General features: G+C 31.9%; 16 protein-coding genes. 2 read left to right on the top strand and 14 right to left on the bottom strand.

What is annotated here, in order from left to right; translation table 11 throughout:
* Positions 1 to 41: 41 nt before the first annotated feature.
* The 5 genes from hisD to OLM54_RS05690 form a co-directional block, all read right to left on the bottom strand.
* Complete coding sequence (hisD, locus tag OLM54_RS05705) at positions 42 to 1,325, bottom strand: histidinol dehydrogenase (protein WP_264537629.1); 1,284 nt, start codon at positions 1,323 to 1,325, stop codon at positions 42 to 44.
* Between the two features lie 166 nt (positions 1,326 to 1,491).
* Complete coding sequence (hisG, locus tag OLM54_RS05700) at positions 1,492 to 2,349, bottom strand: ATP phosphoribosyltransferase (protein ID WP_065450122.1); 858 nt, start codon at positions 2,347 to 2,349, stop codon at positions 1,492 to 1,494.
* Between the two features lie 314 nt (positions 2,350 to 2,663).
* Positions 2,664 to 3,191: an ATP-binding protein gene (locus OLM54_RS21645; protein WP_319802316.1), complete on the bottom strand. Its 528-nt coding sequence runs from the start codon at positions 3,189 to 3,191 to the stop codon at positions 2,664 to 2,666.
* A complete protein-coding gene (locus tag OLM54_RS21640; RefSeq protein WP_319802315.1) occupies positions 3,182 to 4,060 on the bottom strand; it encodes a histidine kinase dimerization/phospho-acceptor domain-containing protein in 879 nt (292 codons plus the stop codon). The genes OLM54_RS21645 and OLM54_RS21640 overlap by 10 nt, the downstream gene beginning before the upstream one ends.
* Before the next feature lie 3 nt (positions 4,061 to 4,063).
* Positions 4,064 to 4,726 (bottom strand): response regulator transcription factor, encoded by a 663-nt coding sequence (locus OLM54_RS05690; protein ID WP_264537628.1) that lies wholly within the window; start codon positions 4,724 to 4,726, stop codon positions 4,064 to 4,066.
* Positions 4,727 to 4,929: 203 nt separating this feature from the next.
* Here OLM54_RS05690 and OLM54_RS05685 point away from each other — a divergent pair, with 203 nt between their 5' ends.
* Positions 4,930 to 7,020, top strand: coding sequence for an LTA synthase family protein (locus tag OLM54_RS05685; protein ID WP_264537627.1), 2,091 nt, complete (start codon positions 4,930 to 4,932; stop codon positions 7,018 to 7,020).
* A 254-nt stretch (positions 7,021 to 7,274) separates the two neighbouring features.
* Here OLM54_RS05685 and OLM54_RS05680 read toward each other — a convergent pair whose 3' ends face one another.
* The gene (locus OLM54_RS05680) at positions 7,275 to 8,273 is read right to left on the bottom strand and encodes a zinc dependent phospholipase C family protein (protein WP_264537626.1); all 999 of its coding nucleotides are present in this window, start codon (positions 8,271 to 8,273) and stop codon (positions 7,275 to 7,277) included.
* Between the two features lie 182 nt (positions 8,274 to 8,455).
* Between OLM54_RS05680 and OLM54_RS05675 the strand changes: the two genes are divergently transcribed.
* Positions 8,456 to 9,403, top strand: a complete 948-nt coding sequence (locus OLM54_RS05675) for a hypothetical protein (RefSeq protein ID WP_264537625.1) — start codon at positions 8,456 to 8,458, stop codon at positions 9,401 to 9,403.
* A 4-nt stretch (positions 9,404 to 9,407) separates the two neighbouring features.
* On the opposite strand, the gene OLM54_RS05670 is transcribed toward OLM54_RS05675, so the two are convergent.
* The 8 genes from OLM54_RS05670 to OLM54_RS05635 form a co-directional block, all read right to left on the bottom strand.
* Positions 9,408 to 10,385, bottom strand: coding sequence for a YeiH family protein (locus tag OLM54_RS05670; RefSeq protein ID WP_264537624.1), 978 nt, complete (start codon positions 10,383 to 10,385; stop codon positions 9,408 to 9,410).
* Positions 10,386 to 10,459: 74 nt separating this feature from the next.
* The gene (locus OLM54_RS05665) at positions 10,460 to 11,356 is read right to left on the bottom strand and encodes a LysR family transcriptional regulator (RefSeq protein WP_264537623.1); all 897 of its coding nucleotides are present in this window, start codon (positions 11,354 to 11,356) and stop codon (positions 10,460 to 10,462) included.
* 11 nt (positions 11,357 to 11,367) lie between these two features.
* Positions 11,368 to 11,889 (bottom strand): hypothetical protein, encoded by a 522-nt coding sequence (locus tag OLM54_RS05660; RefSeq protein ID WP_264537622.1) that lies wholly within the window; start codon positions 11,887 to 11,889, stop codon positions 11,368 to 11,370.
* Positions 11,879 to 12,391 (bottom strand): Panacea domain-containing protein, encoded by a 513-nt coding sequence (locus tag OLM54_RS05655; RefSeq protein ID WP_264537621.1) that lies wholly within the window; start codon positions 12,389 to 12,391, stop codon positions 11,879 to 11,881. The genes OLM54_RS05660 and OLM54_RS05655 overlap by 11 nt, the downstream gene beginning before the upstream one ends.
* A gap of 91 nt (positions 12,392 to 12,482) precedes the next feature.
* Positions 12,483 to 14,510 (bottom strand): hypothetical protein, encoded by a 2,028-nt coding sequence (locus OLM54_RS05650; RefSeq protein WP_264537620.1) that lies wholly within the window; start codon positions 14,508 to 14,510, stop codon positions 12,483 to 12,485.
* A 92-nt stretch (positions 14,511 to 14,602) separates the two neighbouring features.
* Entirely contained in the window at positions 14,603 to 15,349 is a 747-nt protein-coding gene (fabG, locus tag OLM54_RS05645) for a 3-oxoacyl-[acyl-carrier-protein] reductase (RefSeq protein WP_264537619.1), read from the bottom strand.
* 284 nt (positions 15,350 to 15,633) lie between these two features.
* Positions 15,634 to 15,912 (bottom strand): hypothetical protein, encoded by a 279-nt coding sequence (locus OLM54_RS05640; RefSeq protein WP_264537618.1) that lies wholly within the window; start codon positions 15,910 to 15,912, stop codon positions 15,634 to 15,636.
* Positions 15,913 to 16,008: 96 nt separating this feature from the next.
* Positions 16,009 to 17,349 carry a DUF4302 domain-containing protein gene (locus OLM54_RS05635; RefSeq protein ID WP_264537617.1) on the bottom strand — a complete coding sequence of 447 codons (1,341 nt, stop codon included), beginning with the start codon at positions 17,347 to 17,349 and terminating at the stop codon, positions 16,009 to 16,011.
* Positions 17,350 to 17,360 lie beyond the last annotated feature (11 nt).

Below are 17,360 nucleotides of genomic sequence, written 5' to 3'. Positions count from 1 at the left end.
AATTCTTTGTTCTATATTCTTTGTTCTATATTATATATTCTTTACTCTATACTCTTTAAGCGAAGCGTTACAGCATTCTTATGCGCTTGTAAACCTTCGGCTTCGGCCATAATTTCGATCGCTTTACCAATATTTTGAATTCCTTTTTTAGATATTTTCTGGAATGTCATTGATTTCATAAAACTATCCAGATTTACTCCACTGTAATTCTTTGCATATCCGTTTGTTGGCAATGTATGATTGGTTCCGGAGGCGTAATCTCCGGCACTTTCGGGAGTATAATTTCCAATAAAAACAGAACCTGCGTTTACAATTCCATTACAATAAAAATCATCAAATTCTGAACAGATAATAAAGTGTTCCGGCCCATATTCATTGATTAAATCTAATGCAATCTGATCGTTTTGCACATAAATTAATTTTGAATTTTCAATTGCTTTTTTGGCAATTTCTTTTCGCGGAAGTTCTTCAATTTGAATCTGAATTTCTTTTTCTACAGTATCAATTAGTTTCTTTGAAGTCGAAACTAAAATTACCTGACTATCCGTTCCGTGTTCTGCCTGCGACAATAAATCTGAAGCTACAAAAGCAGGAACCGCGGTATCATCTGCCACAATCAACAATTCTGAAGGTCCGGCCGGCATATCGATTGCAACACCAAATTGCGTTGCCAATTGTTTTGCAACGGTTACAAACTGATTTCCGGGTCCGAAAATTTTGTACACTTTCGGAATAGATTGTGTTCCAAAAGTCATTCCGGCAATTGCCTGGATTCCGCCTACTTTTAAGATTTTTGTTACGCCGCATAAATTCGCTGCGTATAAAATGGCAGAATTTATTTTTCCGTTTTTGTCCGGTGGTGAACACAATACGATTTCTTTAGAACCTGCGATTTCTGCAGGAACTCCCAACATTAAAACGGTCGAAAACAAAGGCGCTGTTCCGCCCGGAATATACAATCCAATTTTCTGAATCGGACGTTTTTCCTGCCAGCAATTTACGCCTTCTATAGTTTCAACTTGGATTCTTTCTGTTTTTTGAGCGGCGTGAAATTTATAAATATTGTTTTTTGCTAACTGAATCGCTTCTTTTAAATCATTTGAAATCAAGCTAATTGCTTCCTGAATTTCTGCAGCAGTAACTTCGTAATTATCCAAAGCAATTCCGTCAAAGATTGAAGTGTATTTTGCAACGGCTTCATCGCCTTTTTTCTGTACTTCTTTAAAGATTTCTTTTACCGTAACTTCGATATCGTCGATGGTTTTGGTTGGTCTTTTTAATATTTCTGACCAGGTTTCTGGTTTTGGATTGTCTATTTTATTCATAATTATATTATTTATATAAATTCCAATTTTTAAATTCCAAATGTTGTTTGTTTTTTTTAACACAGAGAAAACTACGATTTTTTTAATATTCTTTGAACTTAAATCACAGAGTTCACAAAGCTGTTGTTTGGAATTTGAAATTTGTTTTTTTTATTGGAATTTCTATTTACAGTACCATTTTCTCGATTGGGCAAACTAAAATTCCTTCGGCTCCGGCTTCTTTTAGTTTGTCAATTACGTCCCAAAAAGTGTCTTTGTCAATTACAGAGTGTACGCTGCTCCAGCCTTCCTGCGCTAATGGCAAAACGGTTAAGCTTCGTAAAACAGGTAAAATTTTTCCAATTTCATCAATTTTATCGTTTGGTACGTTCATCAGAATATATTTTGAATTTCTGGCTCTTAAAACAGATTGAATTCTGAATTTTAAGGTATCAATATGTTTCTGAATTTCAGGAGAAACTTTTGGTGAAACGGCTAAAACGGCTTCACTTTTCAGGATTACTTCTACTTCTCTTAAATTATTTTTGAATAAGGTACTTCCGCTTGAAACAATATCTACAATAGCATCGGCAAGACCAATGTTTGGTGCAATTTCTACTGAACCTGAAATTTGGTGAATATCAACGGTTAAACCGAAAGAATTGAAGTATTCGTTAACCGTATTTGGGTATGAAGTCGCAATTCGCAAACCTGCCAAATCCTGAATTGAATTGTACTCGAATGTTTTAGGAACGGCTACGGAAACCTTGCATTTTGAGAATCCAAGTTTCTGGATTACTTCGATATGTTTTCCTTTTTCTACTAATAAATTATCGCCTACAATGGCTAAATCTACTACTCCATCAATTAAATACTGGGGAATATCTGAATTTCTCAGGTATAAAACTTCTAAAGGAAAATTTGAAGCTTCTGCTTTTAACTGATCGTTTCCGTTGTTAATCGAAATGCCGCAATCTTTTAGGATCTGAATGCTGTCTTCGTTTAAACGACCTGATTTTTGAATTGCAATTTTTAATGTACTCATTTTTTTAGTTGTTTTGTTGGGTTAAAAGTTTGAGTACAAAGAATTGGAATTAAAAAACCCGCTTGATGTACTCAAACGGGTTTTAAAATATGATGATTTACATGCATACCATTAACACATCGCCTGAGAGCAATAATGAAAATGATGATGATGTAATTGAATTGAAATCATGATTTGTTTTGTGTTTTTATTCTTTGATTCGGTTGCAAATATACTAGATAATTTCATAAAAAAACAATTTTTAATTTAACTTAACCATAGTTTATTGTTAAAAAAAAGTTGAAGCGCCATTTTTATTCCATTTTTTCAATTTACTATAACGTTTTCATATTTTCGCCAAAATTTAAAACAACAGTTGTTCCTTCTCCAATTTCACTGGTAATTTTAAACTTAACATGAAGCAATTCTGAAATTCTTTTTACGATAGAAAGTCCTAAACCTGTTCCTTTAATTTCAGGATGTTCTGATGATCTTGATCTGTAGAACGGATTAAAAACAGTTTCTAAATCTTCCTGATCGATTCCAATTCCATTATCCTTAATTAGACAGATTGTTTTGTTATTTTCTTTTGAAAGTAAAATTGTAATATCTCCTTCGGCATTTGTATAATTAATTGCATTTGAAATTATATTTCTCAGAATTATCATAATCAAATAAGTATCTGAATGAATGTAATAATCTTCTTCTGCCTTAAATTTTATATGGAGCTTTTTAGCGTTTATTTTATCTGAATATAAGGTCAGAATATCCAAAATAAGCGCATTCAAATAAATAGATTCCGGTACAATATTCTGTTTCTGATTTTCAAAACGTGCCAATAAAAGCAGCTGATCTACCAGCATATCCAGATGATTAACTTCTTCGATACAAAAATTAATTTTTTCTTCGTATTCCCACGTTTCTCGGGTTTTCGAATCAATACTTCAAGTGTTCCTTTAATAACAGTCAAAGGTGTTCGAAGTTCATGTGAAGCATCAGAAGTAAACTGTTTTTCGCGTTCAATGGCATCTTGAATTCTGTTTAATAAATTGTTTATTGTTTTTGAAAGTGTATATAATTCATCGCGTGTTTTTGGCAACGGAATCCTCGTTTTCAGGTTGTCTTTTGTGATTGTTTTTGAGGTATTTGTTATCGCATTTATTGGTTTTATGCTTCGGCCGGCAAAAAAACGCGCGATAAAAAACAACAATACTAATATGGCAGGAAACGCCAGACACATAATATCAAACAAGTTATTTAGCACTAAACGGGAGTGGGTTAAGGACATTCCGATAATCAAATAACCTATTTTTTTTGATTTAATAGAAAGCGGAACCTGAATTTGCCGTATTGTATTACCGCCTATTTTGGTGTCAAACAATTCAAAATTTTCAACGCTGTCATGAAAAACAAGTGTTTGTGATTTAAGGTTGGGTGATTTCTCTGTAATTTTTTTGTTTGTATCCAGAAACTGAACAAAAACAGGGTTTACATCAACGGTATTATGCTCACGCTCTTCCCACTCTTCTTTATCAACCAATATTACAACGCCGTTTATAATTTGAATTTCTTTAAGATGATTTTGAACTTCGAACTTAATATCCTGATCTATACGGCTGTAAACAGAGTGTTTTACAATGATATAAATCGCAAAGAAAACTACTAAAATCAACAAACCGGTTGTGATAATATAGTTTAAAGCAATTCTGTTTTTAAAGGAAAGTTGTGCCATTTTTTAGTCATTTGCAATGTAACCCACACCACGAATTGTTTTTATATAATCTTCTTCAATTTTTAAATTGAGTTTTTTTCTGATTGCATTCATAAAAACATCGATAACGCCGGTATCATATTCAAAATTAATCTCCCAAACATCTCTTAAAATGTCATTTCTGGAGCAGACTTTGCCTTTATTTCGAATTAAATAGGTTAGCAATTCAAATTCTCTGTGAGTCAGGGAAACTTCTTCATCATTTTTTAAAACAATATATTTTGATAAATCAATTTTTATAGATCCTAAAGTAAGTGTTTCGGTTCCTTTTTGTTTTCTAAAATGAATTTTGATTCGTTCTGCCAATTCTTCAAAACTAAAGGGCTTTTTTATATAATCATTTGCTCCGGCTTTTAAGCCTTCTATAGTTTCCTGAACCGTATCTTTTGCCGTCAAAAATATAATTGGTGTCGACTGATCTTTGATTCTGATAGCTTTGCATAATTCTAAGCCATTTATTTTTGGCAGCATCCAATCTAACAAAATCAAATCAAATCGTTGATTTTGAGACAATTCAAAACCTTTTGAACCATCGTTTGCTGTTGTAACCTGATATCCTTCTTCCTGCAGTCCTTGCTGCAAAAACTGAATGATTCCTAATTCATCTTCAACTATTAAAATATGCATTTCAGATTGTTTAATTAAGATTTTTAGTTTTATTATTTCATTGCCAATATCAAAGATAAATAATTTGCGCTCTTAAAAATGGTATCTACAATTTAAACTAAAAAATGATATTAAGTAAATATTAAGTTAACCCTAAGTAAGGTTAAGGTTTATCTTAATCTCGTATTAATTGACCGGAACTAATTTTGTAAAAAAATAATTCCATGACATTTTACAAGAAATTTTCTCCTTTTTACAATCTTGGCCTATTTTACTTTGTTATCAGTTTTATATTACGAGTTGTTTTATTCTTTCATCCTATCACTCAAAGTTCTTTTACTTTTATTGAGAGCTTAAAGATATTCACTTTAGGACTTATCTCAGACTTTTTTCTGTTTATAATTGCTGCTGTATTTTTATGGCTGTATTTGATTTTTATTTCTAATTCTAAATATAATAAACCTTCAGGATATATTATTCTGGGATTTCTTGTCGCTTTATTTGCTTATGTGGCTTCGGGAAAAAGTATTTTTGATGAATACGGCGGCGCTTTACCAAAAATTGTCTTAATTTTTATCGGACTAAAAACAGTTTTGTTTGCACTTTTACTTTTTCTTCCAAAATTAAGAGATAAAATAAGATATTGGCTTTTTGCTTTTGTTATGTTTTTGTATGTTTTATTAATTCTGCAAAACGGATTAAGCGAATATTTCTTTTGGAATGAATTTGGCGTAAAATATAACTTTATCGCAGTAAATTACCTGATTTATACCAATGAAGTTATCGGAAATATTATGCAGTCTTATCCTGTAATTCCTCTATTTTTAGCTTTATTTTTGGTAACGGGAATAGTAACTTATTTTATTCTGGAAAAATCAAAAAGTTATATCAATCATATTCCAGCCTTTAAAGAAAAATTAAAAATTTCGGCTATTTATATCGTCTTATTTTTAGTTTCATTACTTGCCATTCCTACTTTGGCTAAAACAGAGAATTCTAAAAATGTTTTTGTTAATGAATTGCAGTCAAACGGATTGTATAAATTTTATTTGGCTTTTCAGAATAATAAATTAGATTATTTTAAATTCTATAAAACACTTCCAAATCAAAAAGCATTTGCGATTTTAAAACAGCAATTTCCGACTATTTCCGGCGAAAACACAAGTCGTAAAATAGAAAGTGATTCAGCAGAAACTCATAAAAATGTGGTTTTGATTACGATCGAAAGTTATAGTGCCGAATTTATGAAGGCGTATGGAAATGAGCAGAATGTAACACCTTTTTTAGATAGTTTAGCTCAAAAAAGTTTGCAATTTACCAATTTGTATGCCGCTGGAAACAGAACAGTTCGCGGACTTGAGGCTGTAACTTTGTGTTTACCGCCAACTGCAGGTGAAAGTGTTTTAAAAAGAGAAGACAATAAAAATAAATTTTCTACTGGAGCCATTTTCAAACAAAAAGGGTACAACGTTAAATTTATGTACGGCGGCGATGCTTTTTTTGATAATATGCAGGATTTTTATTCCGGAAACGGGTATCAGATTATTGATAAATCGAGTTTTGCGCCGAGTGAAATTTCGTTTTCAAATGTTTGGGGCGTTTGTGATGAAGATATGTATTATAAAGCCATAAAGGTTATGAATGTTGAAGGCAAGCAAAAACAGCCTTTCTTTAATCATATTATGACGGTTAGTAATCACAGGCCTTTTACGTATCCAAATAATAAAATTGATATTCCGGGCGATATAAAATCTCGTGACGGCGGGGTGAAATATACGGATTATGCTTTGCGAAAATTCTTTGCAATGGCAAGTAGACAGCCGTGGTTTAAAAATACGGTTTTTGTAATTGTTGCAGATCATTGTGCTTCGAGTGCGGGAAAAACAGAACTTCCGCTGGATAAATACAGAATTCCGGCTTTTATATATTCTCCGAATGGAAAACCTGAAAAATGCAATAAATTAATGTCTCAAATTGATTTAATGCCTACTCTTTTCGGCTTGCTTCATTTTGATTATCAAAGCAAATTTTTCGGACAGGATGTTTTAAAACCAGACTATAAACCAAGAGCTTTTATTGCAACGTATCAGGATTTAGGTTTGATAAAAGATAATGTTTTGACCATTTTATCTCCGAAACAGCAGGTAAAACAATTTAAACTACAATTAGATTCAAAACCCGGCATAGCTCCTGAATTTCAAATTTATTATAGTGAAACTCCTTTAAAATCTGAGAGAACTGATTTAGTGAATGAAACGATTTCCTTTTATCAATCGGCATCAGATATGTTGAAGAAAAAGAAGTATCAGAAGTAATTTGTTTATTGTAAAGTTTGCTAATCACGCTATTTTGTCATCCTGACGGAGGAAGGATCTCCGCAAGAAACTCCGTATAGAGAATCCCCAATCTTTGTCGAGCTACTTGTGGAGATCCTTCCTCCGTCAGGATGACAAGATTGTGGGAAAAACAGAAACAAAAAAGCCTCAAATTCATTTGAATTTGAGGCTTTTTATTTTAATCACGTTTCAATCTGAAACTTGAAACCTGAAACTAAAAAAACAAAATTTCCCTAGTCATTCTGATTCTGCATTCCAAACAAATATCCTTGTTGGTATAGTTTGTAATCGTCTTTTAAAGCCTGATTATTTCTTTGTGTAACCGCTGAAGAATCTAAATCGCTTAGATCAGGTTTTCCGGCATTTACCCACGCTGTGTACCAAAAACTTGCCGTTGCTTCAATGGCTTTTCTCATTTGATTTTCAACCATTCCATTTAATTCTTTATGCAGTTTCTTAGCATATTCATCAGAGAAAACAGTCGAATTGTATTTGTTTTTCAACACTTTTCCATCAGCATCCAATTTAAAAGTCTCGTTTTCAGGAGTTGAAGTTCTAAGTTTTTTGTCAATGTCTAACAACGGCTGAGCCAAACTATGCGTATCATTAATCAAATCCCAGGTTGCTTTATGAACATCTTCATAATAATGTGCCTGCGGAACATTTAATTTGTAATTTTTAGCAAATAATTCAGGCAATTTGCTTTCCCAAAGAGAATGAATTCCTTTTTGATCGCTCAATTGTCCGTCATGATTTGCAGAAGTATGCAGCGGCATATGCGCATCTCCTATATAATGACCTAAATCTGCGGCAAGAAATAAAATTTCTGCTCTGTTTTTATCTTTAAAAGCTTTGGTTAATTTTACCATCATATCTTCGATATACCAAGGTAAAATTCCGTTATCATTTAAGAATTTGGCATCGTATTTTTTCTTTGCTTCTTCTAATGTTTGTGGCCATGTGTCAGCAGGACCAAAATTTTCCATATCAAAATAATGTCTCGGATTCTCATCTTTATAATTTAAGGCATATTTACGAATATCCGGAACGGAAGCTTCTTGCGTAATAAAATCAATGTGATTGTAAAAAAATACCTGAAGTGGATGTGGCAAAGCCATTACTGCTGCTTTGTTAATACGTTCATGTCCAACGATCCCCCAGGATAATGTCAAAAATCCAATTCCTAATGCGAAAAAAGCAATTAGTCTTGGTTTCATTTTAAAGTTTTTCATTTGCAAATTTGTTTGAGGAGCAAATTTATCTCATTTAAATATAATTCAAAAGGATACTAACAAATATTGTGTTAATTTAAGATTATTTAATTTTTGAACCTTAGAAATCAGATAACTTCATTTAACTGTTATCTTAAAGTTTATTCACATCTTTATCTTAATTTTGCTTAAAATTTTGATATATGCGCCTATTTCGTTTAAGTTTCCTTTTTTTACTTTTTACTTCTATTTGTACTTCACAAGAAATTGTACAATTAAAAAATGTAAGTGATACTATTTTAAATCCCAAAAGAGTATTGTCAATATCGGATCCGTTTGATGCTGAAAAAACAATGCAAAAATTGTTTCCGGGAAAATTATATAACATATCTGATCGTAATACTTTTGTAAGCTGGAAATGCAAAAACTGCAAACCTGCATCTTTTACTGATGTTAATGGCGAAGAAGGCGATCAGTTATTTCCGTATGAAAATGGTGTTGCAACGAGACTTTTGTCTAATATTGATTATACGGATTCGAAAGGAAATCAATTTAAATTACTGTTTTTTAATCATTCTGTTTATGATGAAGATGGTTTGCAAACCAGCCGATTTACGGGAGGTCTTTTAGGCGTTTCCAAATTTGCAAAAAATGGTAATGTCTGGGAAATGAGGTCTTTTCAACCTGCTGTAGCAGCGTTTGGAGCTTTTGCTCAATCGCCTACACCAAAACTTGTGGCGATTGGAGAAGACCAATATGCATTTACGTTATTGCATGTAAACGGCGGTGGCGGCGGTCCGTTTGATGGAACTTTATATCTGGTTGTTGGTTTGGACGGAAAATATCAGCCGATTATGGAAATCTTTCAATATCAACTTACTAATGTTGAATATATTAATTGGTCAAGTTCCCACAAAGTGGTCAATGATAACAATAAAAAATATTTCAGGGATATTATCATCACTACAAACGGGTCCTATCGCAAACCAAAAGCTGATGATGAATTTGAAGTGAATTTGCCCGAAGAAATAGCTCAAATGGCAAAAACAAAAAAACAATTTACATTTAGTATAGAAAAGCGATATACTTTTACCAGTAAACATTATAAAGCTATTGGTAAAGCTGTTGTGAAATTTTCGAATGTAAAATGATATATTAATTCAGATAAAGAATTGTCATCAAACTTAATCCTGCAATAAAAATCCACAGAAAAATCCCCTGAAATAAAGGCTTCACTCCTACTGATTTTAAGGTATTTATGTTTAATGTTGCGCCTATTAAAAATAAAGTTATTGTTAGACCAATTTTGGCAATACTTACAATATGCGGTGAAAAAATGGCTGTTGCAGGTACATAAGTATTTAAAAGCATTGCCAAAATAAATAAACCTATAAAGTAAGGAATCTTGATTTTAGCGTTTTGGTTTTGAGATTTATCTTTGAAAATTATTGCCGTTAAAAGTGAAATTGGAATTATCCATAACGCTCTGGCTAGCTTTACTGTTGTTGCAACCTGCAAGGCTTCGGCTCCGTATTTATTAGCGGCACCAACTACAGAACTGGTGTCGTGAATTGCGATTGCGCACCATAAACCAAAATCTTTTTGAGATAAATCAAGCTGATGTCCGATAAACGGGAATGCAAATAAAGCAATTGAGTTTAGTAAAAATATAACGCCTAAAGCGATCGAGGTCTGGTTTTCGTTTGATTTAATAACCGGAGAAATTGCTGCGATAGCACTTCCTCCACAAATTGCTGTTCCGCACGAAATTAAATGTGATGTTTTTTTATCTGTTTTAAGCCATTTTCCTAAAAGTGTTCCGAAGATTAAGGTGCTGAAAATAGAAAAAATAGTTAATAAAAAGCCTTCTTTTCCTGCCGAAATTGCTGATGCTGCATTCATTCCGAAACCTAAACCAACCACCGAAAATTGCAGTAAAAAAGTAATGGCTTTATGATTGAATGCGATAAACGGATTTCCGAAAACATTTACGATCAAAACTCCTAATAACAGAGCAATTGGCGGAGAAATAATCGAAAATAAACACAATACTATTACTAAAGCAAAAATTGCCTGTTGTATATAAAGGTTAACTTCGAATAAATGAGCTGCGGTGTATTGTTTCGTTTTCAAAATAAGGTACTTGATATTTACCTTACAAAGGTCTGCCTTTTTTATCGAAAACACCAATCGTAAAATACAATCGGCTATAACTTCAGGTTATAATAAGATGATATATTTTGAATAAATAATTCAGACAAAGCATCTGATTTTCCTAATAATGTAATGATGTAAAAATATCTTTCGACAGCTAATTTTTCAACATCTAAAACAACTAATTCATTATTTTTCAATTCTTTATCTACAGCATGAATAGACATAAAAGCAAAACAATCTGAATTTAAAAGGTATGATTTTATACTTTCTGTGCTTCCTAACTGCATTTCGATTTGTAAGTCGGCTAATTTTACACCAACTTGTTTTAAGGCATATTCTATAACTTCAAGTGTTCCTGAACCACGTTCGCGAGTTATGAATTTCATTGTTTTTAAATCTTCTACAGTAATTTCATTTTGTTTGAGTAAAGGATTTTTACTGTTACAAACTAAAACTAATTCGTCTTTTAAAAACGGAATGTATTTTATGGATTGATTTTTTGATTGTCCTTCAACAATTCCAATTTCGATTTCTTTGCTGATTAAAGCGTTTTCGATTTGCTCTGTATTTCCGTTCAGCAAATTAACTTTTATGTCTTGTTGTTTTTGATGAAATCTTGCCAAAACGGGAGAAATAATATATTGAGAAATTGTTGTGCTTGCTCCTAACCGCAGTAATCCCTGGCGTTCGCTGCTAAATGAACTCATATCAAAGTCTATTTTGCGATATATTTCGAAAATGCTTTTGGTATGTTTTAGCAAAATTTCTCCTGCCGGAGTTAGGGCAATTTTAGAACCGTTTCGTTCAAAAAGCTTGGTTTTATAGGTTTCTTCGAGTTCCTGAATGTGTTTTGAAACTGCCGGCTGTGTAATATACAATTCTGTTGCCGCTTTAGTAAAATTAAGGCGGAGCGCAACAGTGTAAAATACTTTTAGGCGGAAATCCATTGTGTTATAAATTATACTACAACTGTTTTATTATATATTTGATGAAACGGATCATAAAACAAAATATAAATAATATTCATATTTCCTAAAAGGCCAAAAACTCTGGGAGCTCTATTATCTTGTTTATTTGTATATAATTTTATCTCTATGATTGGTGGTATTTCTTCTTTTTTAATCTCTGGTTTTCTAAAAACAGTGCATAGAACTTCTATCAATTTTTTATTAGGGGAAGAAATTAAAATATAATTTGCAGTATCATTAATTAATGAATTATAGTCAATACAACAAAGTTTACTTATTTTCTCAAAATAAATTTGATAATCTGTTTTGTCTGTAATGGATTGACTTCCATTAATTAAAAACTCAGGATTTTTAAATGAATATTCAGAATCATCATTTAACAAATATCGATATGAAATATATGCTGCTGAATTATCAATAGGTTTATAAACTTTATCTCCAAATTTAAAGGTGAAATCACTGCCTTTACCATCAATAAAATATGAAATTTCGTCGTTGATATTATTGATCATTTCTTTCCTCTATTCTTTTTGTATAATAGTTGAATATTGTTTCTGGAGATATCTTCTTTTCAGATCTTTCAATTGGTGATAATCCAAGTCTTGCTTCGTTCCAGGGTTCTTCACTGTGAGTCATTAAAACAAGCCTTTCATCGCTTAATTTACCGTAAGAATTTAAAACTGAAAAAACTAGTTCCTGTTTATCTTCACTTAATTGTAAATTTTCCAAGCTTTTAGAAAGTTTATGCGACATTGCTTCTTCTTCTAAATTATTTGGAAAATTTTCATTTCTAAAAAAAGTTGTTTTGTATTTATTGTAAACTGATCTGTAAACTGGACCATTAACCCAAGCCTCCGGCATTTCCTCAAATAATATATCTTTTTCAAACTTTACGATATGCCAGGATTGGATATAATATAATAATTTCTGTAATTTAAGCGGATTTATACTAACGCCCATATTTTGACAATATAATATTGTGAAATCAGACATTTTATTTAGTAAAGTTTCCATTTGATTTATTTTTTTGCAAAGTTACTAAATGCAAACTGATTAAACTGATTTTTAATTTGTAAAATTAATCTTTCAAAATATATTTATAAATTTAAAGCAACCCATTATACTTCCTAATAAACCATTCTGCCGTTAATACTAGAGCAATTAAAATCAGCAACCAAACCCAATCAATTAATGGTGTTTTGGTTGCAACATTTTTTTCAATCGATTTATAGTCTTTATTTTCGATAAGTGTTTTTATCAAATCATCAACCTGGTTTTGGAAAAAAGCTTTTCCATTAGTTTGTAAAGCCAATTGTTTCAGTTTTGTAACATCGGGATTTACAAATTGTTTTTCGATATCAAAATCTAGAATCTCAAAATGACTTGAGTATGATGTATTTGAGTTTAGCTCTTTTACTGTAAAGTTGTATTTTCCTGCTGCTAAACCATCTAAATTTGCTGAGAATGAATTATTTCCTTTTAGTAAATCGTAGTTTTTAGCTTGTTTTGTTTCAGCATTTGTTACGGTAATTGTTAGTCTCGCTTTTTCGTCGAACTCGTAGTTTTTGTTGAAATATTGTGCGTTAATTACAATGGCTTCTCCTGAATTATAAAAACTTTCGTGTGTTACAACTAATGATTTTCTGGAAGTTGATGTTGCTAAATACTGAATTATTTTATCGATAAATACATCATACTTTTCGAATGACTGATTGTCGATATGACTTTGTAAACGCCATTTCCAACTGTTTTCTCCTAATAGAAATGCGGTGCGTTTGCCTTGATTTTCGGTGAAAGCCAATAATGGAGCATTTGTTGAAACGTTTCTAATTTTAGAGGAGAGTAAAACGGAAACATTTCCGTTTGTTGTTATGGTTCCAAATGGATTTTGAAGCGGTGGGAAATTTTCAAATCCTATATTTTCAATGGCAAACAGATTAAACTGCGACTGAAATTCGTTTAAATAATCTTCTCTTTGATTGCTCATTTTAAAAACCAAAATGTTTTGCTGCTGGTTTAAAAAATTAAAATCGGTATTGTTTCCTGTAATGATAAATGTGTTTGTTCCTGCTAATTTATTGTTATCAAAAATAGCTTTAAAAGCTGTTGTTGGCTGATACAAAACCAAAACCGAGGCTTCTTGTAATAAGTTGATTTCATTTGGTTTTACCAATATCACTTTACGTTGTGCATTAACTTCAATGGAACGTTTTAAGGCTGCAATATCCGGATGGTTTATTGCTGAAACTATTGCAATTGTCGACTTTTGATCGATGATTTCAACTGCAAAATTCTTGATATTATTATAGCTGTTTTTCTCTTTTGTATTGGAAGAAATTGTGGCTTTAAAAATTTGCAATCCTACTTTGTCTGCCGGTAAAAGCAAGTTTAATGTGGCTGTTTTTTTTGATGGTGAAAATGAAACCTTTTCTTTTACAACAACTGAATTTCCTTGCGAAATGGTAAAATCGGCATTGATATTTTTGTCTCCGGCATATTGAAGAAAAACTTCAACGGGAAATTTATTTTTATGAAAAGCGTATTTGTTTACGTTTAACTGATTTATTTTTAAATCTAAAAAAGTAGTTGTATCTCCCACAACCAAAGGATAAACTTTATTGACAGGATCAAAACGATATACATAATCGTTTCCTGTAGTTTGATTTCCGTCTGTAATTACAACTGTTGGAAAAATCAGGTTTTTGTTGATGCTTTTTAGATTTTTGGCAACTTCATCAAGATTGGTTTGCTTTCCTTTAAAATCAAATGTATCTGAAGGTTTAAAATCTGCATCAAATTGATAGGACTGAATTTCAAATTTTTCCTGTAATGCAGGATTTGAAATTAGTGTTTTGTACAATTCAACTGCATTTTGGTCTGATTTTAAAGCTACGATTGAACTGGAATTATCTACTGCAATTGCCAAAGGCGTTTTGGTAATTTCGAGTGAATTCTTGGTCATTATCGGGTTTATCAACAAAAGTAATAATCCGAAAATGGCTAAAAAACGTAAAAAAGCCAAAAACCAAATCACATTGGATTTGTTTTTGGCTTTGAAAAAATATTGAAAATATGACAACCCAACAGCGATTACTAAAGAAAGTAATAATAACAGAATCGTATTTGTAGTCATATTTATGATTTAATGATTGAAAAGATTTAATAATTTAAAGATTCCAATAAAAAAACCTTTGAACCTTTGCTACTTAGTGCCTTTGTACTTTTCTAAGTAAGCATTCCTCCACAAACATTAAGTACTTGTCCTGTAATATAGGCACTCATATCTGAGGCTAAGAAAAGACACGCGTTTGCAACATCTTCTGTAGTCCCGCCACGTTTTAACGGGATTCCGTCTCTCCATCCTTTTACTACATCTTCCGGTAATTTTGCCGTCATTTCGGTTTCGATAAATCCCGGTGCAATTGCATTGCAACGAATATTACGTGAACCTAACTCTAAAGCTACCGATTTTGTAAAGCCAATTGCTCCGGCTTTTGAAGCTGCATAATTGGTTTGTCCGGCGTTTCCTGATACTCCAACTACTGAACTAATATTGATAATAGAACCTGCACGTTGTTTTAAAAAGGTTTTTTGAATTGCTTTTGTCATATTAAATACTGACTTTAAATTCACATCAATAACCTGATCGAAATCAGCTTCAGACATACGCATTAACAAATTATCTTTTGTAATTCCTGCGTTGTTTATTAAAATGTCAACTGTTCCGAAATCTGCCAAAACAGCTTCAACAAAAGTTTGCGCTTCATTAAAATCGGCGGCATTCGACTGGTATCCTTTTGCCTTAACGCCTAAACTGTTCAATTCTGCTTCTAAAGCTTCTGCAGATGCTGCAGATGAGCTGTATGTAAAAGCTACGTTTGCTCCATGTTTAGCAAAAACTTCGGCAATTCCTTTTCCAATTCCACGACTAGCGCCTGTAATGATGGCAACTTTTCCTTCTAGTAATTTCATATTCAAAATTAAGTTTATTTTTATTTTTAGCTATCGTATTTTTAATCCTTATAATAATGATAAAAAAACGGCTTCATTCAGGGGCATGAATGACTTGTCAAATATATGATAATTCCCTTTTTAAAAAAATAGCAATCGTAAAAAAGGTTCAAAGTTACAAAGGTCACAGCAACAAAGGTTTCGAAGTGCTGAATTTTTAAGTTTAAAAATGGCTTTAAAAAATAAAAAAAATGCAATTCGAGATGAATTGCATTTTCTTCAAAATAAAAAATAAAAACTAAACGTTAAGATGCTGATGGATAGTTTGAGTGAATGAGATAAAATAAAATTCCCATAAATACCGCCGCCATCAATACATTGTAAATTGAAAATTTAAAATTCTGCGTACCATTAACTTTATCTTCTTCTCTTTGCTTTACAAGTTTTAAGATCAGTAATGGTACCATTATCACTATTGCTGAATATGATACATATCTATTGTACTCTGGAAATGCAAATGATGTCCCCAAAAGTATTAATATATAAAAAATTCCAATGTTTTTTAGTGTAATGTACTTTTTCATAGTAATCATTTAAAATTTGAATATTATTTTTTTAATTATTAAAGCAGCCCAAGATTGAGCTGCTTTTCTTCAAAATAAAAAATAGAACTAAAATTGTTATAACTGATATGTTGTCATTCTAAAACTACTTGAAGCACTTGTTAGTGTATATATTGTGTTAGAATATGTAATTGTAAAATCCTCTCTTTTAATGTATAAACCTTTAATATTTAATAATTCATCATCTATAGGTTTCAAGAAAGCAACATTAGCAGCACTTTGGGTCCAACCAACATTAGTTAATTTTATAGTTTTGTTTACAGCATCTTCTTGTGTTGTTACAAGGTGAGATATAGCTGCTTTTCCACCATTAAATTGGTATTGAATATAAGTACCATTAAGAGCAGTATTAAAATATATTTGAACTCTGGCAATTGATTGTGCTGCAGGCAACGTAGCGTTTACTTTATTAATCAGGTATCTAAAATAATCAGAAGTTGTAGGAGCTGTATATAAATTGGCTGCGATATATCCTACTACAAACTGTGGTTGTCCGTTTACAAATCGTTTGTAATCATCTGTTAATCTAGGTGGTGCGTTTGTATATTTAATTGTTGCACTTACTCCGCCTGTTCCTGTCGCTACAAAAGTGTTACTTACACTGTCATAAGTAAAATCCGTTAATTTTTGTCCTTTAACAACTACTGCCGGTTTTACTACTGCGCCTGTTGCAGTATAGGACAAACTCATTGGAAAAACTTCTTCTGAACCCGGAGCTAATGATGTTGCGGTGCCAAAACGTGCATCCGGATTAAAGTCGAATTCGTAATTTGTTGTTGTAGTTCCGTCATTTTCAACTAATAATCTAAACAACGGACTTGTCATATCTCCTGCAATTGCTTCAATGATAGGCGTGTTTTTAGACAAGTCTGTCCAATCTGATGCTTTGGCTTTTACGAATCGTAATTCCTGAAATGATCTGTTGGTTCTAAATATGATTTCTCCATTTTCTTCTCCATAGTAATAGAATTGAAAATCACCTAAAAATCCTTTACCTACAAGTGCTGCAGTAGGAAACATATCTGATTGTGACAAAAGGTGTATTCTGTTTGCTGTTGTAAAAACCAAACTCACAGCACTTCCTAATTGAATGTCGTACTGGCTTCTGTGAATGCTTGTGTCACCATCATCAAAATCAGATGCCATATCTACTTTTCCATCAGGCAAAAATTTAAATAAATGTGTCCATCCGCCTAATTGTGTACTATCAGTGTAATAAACGGCTTTCCATCCTTCTGAAGATGAAAGCAGTAAATCATTTAATTCTTTTTTCTGTCCATTTAATCGCTCTAAAGGAGTCTGATCAAATTTTGGGTCAGCTTCTGTACTTGTACACGCAACCAATATCACTGCAACAAGTGCAAGAATCAGATACTTATATATGTGTTTTACTTTCATAATATTGATTT

The organism is Flavobacterium sp. N1736 (genome assembly GCF_025947065.1).
Classification (GTDB): Bacteria; Bacteroidota; Bacteroidia; order Flavobacteriales; family Flavobacteriaceae; genus Flavobacterium.
This window is presented reverse-complemented; position numbering and strand designations above follow the sequence as displayed.

What these genes read in the sequence shown, in the direction of transcription:
- hisD (WP_264537629.1), bottom strand. Translation starts at nt 1,325, where the DNA reads ATGAATAAAATAGACAATCCAAAACCAGAAACCTGGTCAGAAATATTA.
- hisG (WP_065450122.1), bottom strand. Translation starts at nt 2,349, where the DNA reads ATGAGTACATTAAAAATTGCAATTCAAAAATCAGGTCGTTTAAACGAA.
- OLM54_RS21645 (WP_319802316.1), bottom strand. Translation starts at nt 3,191, where the DNA reads ATGCTGGTAGATCAGCTGCTTTTATTGGCACGTTTTGAAAATCAGAAA.
- OLM54_RS21640 (WP_319802315.1), bottom strand. Translation starts at nt 4,060, where the DNA reads ATGGCACAACTTTCCTTTAAAAACAGAATTGCTTTAAACTATATTATC.
- OLM54_RS05690 (WP_264537628.1), bottom strand. Translation starts at nt 4,726, where the DNA reads ATGCATATTTTAATAGTTGAAGATGAATTAGGAATCATTCAGTTTTTG.
- OLM54_RS05685 (WP_264537627.1), top strand. Translation starts at nt 4,930, where the DNA reads ATGACATTTTACAAGAAATTTTCTCCTTTTTACAATCTTGGCCTATTT.
- OLM54_RS05680 (WP_264537626.1), bottom strand. Translation starts at nt 8,273, where the DNA reads ATGAAAAACTTTAAAATGAAACCAAGACTAATTGCTTTTTTCGCATTA.
- OLM54_RS05675 (WP_264537625.1), top strand. Translation starts at nt 8,456, where the DNA reads ATGCGCCTATTTCGTTTAAGTTTCCTTTTTTTACTTTTTACTTCTATT.
- OLM54_RS05665 (WP_264537623.1), bottom strand. Translation starts at nt 11,356, where the DNA reads ATGGATTTCCGCCTAAAAGTATTTTACACTGTTGCGCTCCGCCTTAAT.
- OLM54_RS05660 (WP_264537622.1), bottom strand. Translation starts at nt 11,889, where the DNA reads ATGATCAATAATATCAACGACGAAATTTCATATTTTATTGATGGTAAA.
- OLM54_RS05655 (WP_264537621.1), bottom strand. Translation starts at nt 12,391, where the DNA reads ATGGAAACTTTACTAAATAAAATGTCTGATTTCACAATATTATATTGT.
- OLM54_RS05650 (WP_264537620.1), bottom strand. Translation starts at nt 14,510, where the DNA reads ATGACTACAAATACGATTCTGTTATTATTACTTTCTTTAGTAATCGCT.
- fabG (WP_264537619.1), bottom strand. Translation starts at nt 15,349, where the DNA reads ATGAAATTACTAGAAGGAAAAGTTGCCATCATTACAGGCGCTAGTCGT.
- OLM54_RS05640 (WP_264537618.1), bottom strand. Translation starts at nt 15,912, where the DNA reads ATGAAAAAGTACATTACACTAAAAAACATTGGAATTTTTTATATATTA.
- OLM54_RS05635 (WP_264537617.1), bottom strand. Translation starts at nt 17,349, where the DNA reads ATGAAAGTAAAACACATATATAAGTATCTGATTCTTGCACTTGTTGCA.